4 protein-coding genes are annotated in these 3,064 nt (G+C 38.8%); all 4 read right to left on the bottom strand.

What is annotated here, in order from left to right; genetic code table 11:
* The coding region (locus EA341_RS00220; protein WP_293010669.1) for a DUF6691 family protein at nt 1–443 on the bottom strand (443 nt) is incomplete at its 3' end.
* A 12-nt stretch (nt 444–455) separates the two neighbouring features.
* Entirely contained in the window at nt 456–1,037 is a 582-nt protein-coding gene (locus tag EA341_RS00215) for a YeeE/YedE thiosulfate transporter family protein (RefSeq protein ID WP_293010668.1), read from the bottom strand.
* A gap of 24 nt (nt 1,038–1,061) precedes the next feature.
* On the bottom strand, nt 1,062–2,453 hold the full coding sequence (locus tag EA341_RS00210; protein ID WP_293010667.1) for an OprD family outer membrane porin: 1,392 nt from the start codon (nt 2,451–2,453) through the stop codon (nt 1,062–1,064).
* A gap of 119 nt (nt 2,454–2,572) precedes the next feature.
* A partial coding sequence (locus EA341_RS00205) for a rhodanese-like domain-containing protein (protein WP_293010666.1) occupies nt 2,573–3,064 on the bottom strand: 492 nt, incomplete at its 5' end.

The raw sequence follows: 3,064 nt of genomic DNA, 5'->3' as shown, positions 1-3,064 counted from the left end.
GTACCTGCAATCGCAGATAGCAAAGTCACGGCAACAACTGTAAATCCGGTTCCTATTTGCGCATAGAGAGGTCCTGGACACGCTCCTGTGATAGCCCAACCCAAACCGAAAATAAATCCTCCGATGATCTGTCCTTTTCTGAATTCCTTTTTCGGAATATTGATGGATTCACCTCTCAATGATTTTATATCAAATTTTTTGATGATTTGTATAGAAAGTGCTCCTACCGCAATGGCAGAGCCAATGATACCATACATATGAAAAGACTGTAGTCTAAACATTTCCTGAATCCTAAACCAGGAAATCACCTCAGCTTTGACAAATATAATTCCAAATAAAACACCTACTATAAGGTATTTTAATAGGCTTTCACTTGTCTGCTGCATGTTTGGAGAATCACATACTGCGTCTTTTATATCTACTTTTTTTTCTTTTATATTCATGATATTAATTTTTTAAAATCCTGCAAAAGCCATTAAAGGTCCTAGTAAGAAGTGAGTTGTAATGAAGCCTCCCAGCATAAAGAATATTGTGGCGACTACTGATGGCCACTGCAAAGCAGAGATGCCCATAATTGCATGTCCTGAAGTACACCCACCGGCATACCTTGTTCCAAAGCCTACCATAAATCCACCAAAAACAAAGAAAATCAAACCTTTCAATGTGAATAGATTTTCCCAGTTGAAAATTTCGGCAGGAAGTAATTTGGAATAATCAGTAATTCCCAAAGCCGCAAGATCCCTTTGCGTAGACTCTGCCACAACAATAGTTTCTGGATTGGAAATGAAAGTAGCTGCAATAAATCCACCTATCAGCACACCAAAAACAAACATCATGTTCCACATTTCTTTTCTCCAATTATATTGGAAAAAGGGTATGTTTGCTGGAGCGCACATGGCACATACGTGCCTAAGAGATGAAGAAATCCCAAAAGATTTATTTCCAATAATCAATAAAATCGGCACTGTTAATCCTATTAAGGGCCCAGCGACCCACCAAGGCCAGGGCTGCGTAATCCATTCAATAAATTGTTCCATTTTTAAGTTATTTGTTTTTCTTTTTTAAAATTTGTAATCCATTATTAGATTGAAGTTCCATAAATCAACCCGGTTTATCCTTAGGTTATCTGGAACATTCGCACTATTTCTTCCTGTTTTATTCACAATTAGTAGCTGCAGATTTAAACCTTCAAAATAGTCTTTGAATTTATACTCTGCGAGACCAGCAAAGTGATAGTAAGACGGGATGCCGTATTTATTTGACCTGAAATTATCCACTTCTGAGTGATTTACCAGGCCTGCCCCCAATTGGGTGAATAAACCTTCTACAGGGGTTGCAAGATCATACTTCAATACATAAGCCTGCATGTCACCGCTACCTTCGTATCGCTCTCTTCCAAGGCTAGCAAAGAAATTTTCCCTTCCCCACTCCCTTGGGAAAAGAAATCTACCACCTTTCCCTATCTGCAAATAGTTGAAGGATAGGTTATGTTTTCGATAGAAAACTCCAAGTTTTCCTCCGAATGCATTTACTTTCTCTTCTGGCATAATGAAAGCTTTTTGCGAATCCGCATTTCCTCCATCATTTATGGCAATTTGGTAGAGGCCTTGTGCCCCAACATGAATTCTCATTCTGTTATCTAGACTTTTCTGATACTCTAATTGTCCGAAACTTACATTGAAGACATTTTCAGCGTAATAATTCCAAGCCTGGGCTGTTAAACCGCTTTTATGGTATTGAGCTCCCAGCATAGCGATTCCTTTTGAGTCAATATTCCCTTTATAACCAGAAGGTTGCCCAAAAGGGTTTCTTCCAAAAGGATATACACCAAAAGAATCTTCAATCTGATACCAATCTACGGTACCTCTTATGGTCACAGATTCTATCCACATGCCCGTAACTTTTAAGTCTTTTGCAGCATATGTGGCAGAAAGACCGCCGAACACATTAGGTCTCATCCTGTTGTCCTGCTCATTAAGCAAAGGGCTGTGAACACGCTGTCTTCCCAGTTTAAAGCTAAGCTTCTTGTACCTGTAAGATAAATACAGTTCTTCCAGACGATCAAGTTTGTTTGTATTAGTGACATCGTTCATGTCATACAATAGGATTTCGTACCTGTTTCCTGCTCCAGTAATTGGGTCAGCTATACGGATATTATTTTCAAAGAGCTGGAAGGTGAAGAATCCGTTGAATCGAGCTTGGAAACCTTTCCATTCGGGGCTGGTATAACCTATACCTGCTCCAGCAGCAAGAGTAGCATAATCCAATAAGTCACCTCTATTTTGCGTAGCCATAAAGAAAGATTTGAGGTGAAAGTCTACTTTCCCTTTTTTCAATTCATCTGCCAATTTGGTTGGCCTAAGGGCGGTGCTGTCATTTTTATTTGCAAAATCCTGGGCCGACAGTTGTACTGAGGTCGACAAAAGAAAAACCAATACAAACATCTTTGACATTTTCAAAATTCCTTAATTATACCGAAGCAAACTGTGACATTTATCACCATTAGGCCCTTTAAACCAGAAATGGCAAGACTTTACATCTTGCCATTTGATTAGAGTTTTTGAATTTATAATTATAATAATGTGGTAGGACACACGTAATCGCTCACTTTTATTTCTTCAGCATCCTTAATGGCTGCAAAACCGCCTTTGACATCTATCAGGTTATCAAAACCTCTGGCTCTCAAGATTGATGCAAATATCATAGACCTATATCCTCCGGCACAATGAACGTAATAAGTTTTGTCCTTATTAATTTTAGTCATGCTGTCGTTGATATAATCAAGAGGTGCATTTTCAGCTCCCAGTACGTGTTCACTTAGGAATTCAGAGTTTTTTCTAACATCGAGTACATTTATGTTTTCGTCTTTTTCCATTGCTGAAGCAAGTTCAGTTACAGAAATTGATTCTATGCTATCTACTTCTCTGCCATCGTTTTTCCATGCGTCAAAGCCTCCTTTAAGGAAACCTATTGAATGGTCATATCCAACTCTTGCCAACCTGGTAACAACTTCTTCTTCTCTTCCTTCTTCAGCTACAATAAGGATTTCCTGCTTCAGGTCAGG

It is taken from the genome of Mongoliibacter sp. (assembly GCF_007692705.1).
In the GTDB taxonomy this organism is placed as follows: domain Bacteria; phylum Bacteroidota; class Bacteroidia; order Cytophagales; family Cyclobacteriaceae; genus Mongoliibacter.
This window is presented reverse-complemented; position numbering and strand designations above follow the sequence as displayed.

Excerpts from the sequence above, each read along its gene's own strand:
- EA341_RS00210 (WP_293010667.1), bottom strand. The coding sequence starts at position 2,453 with ATGTCAAAGATGTTTGTATTGGTTTTTCTTTTGTCGACCTCAGTACAA.
- EA341_RS00215 (WP_293010668.1), bottom strand. The coding sequence starts at position 1,037 with ATGGAACAATTTATTGAATGGATTACGCAGCCCTGGCCTTGGTGGGTC.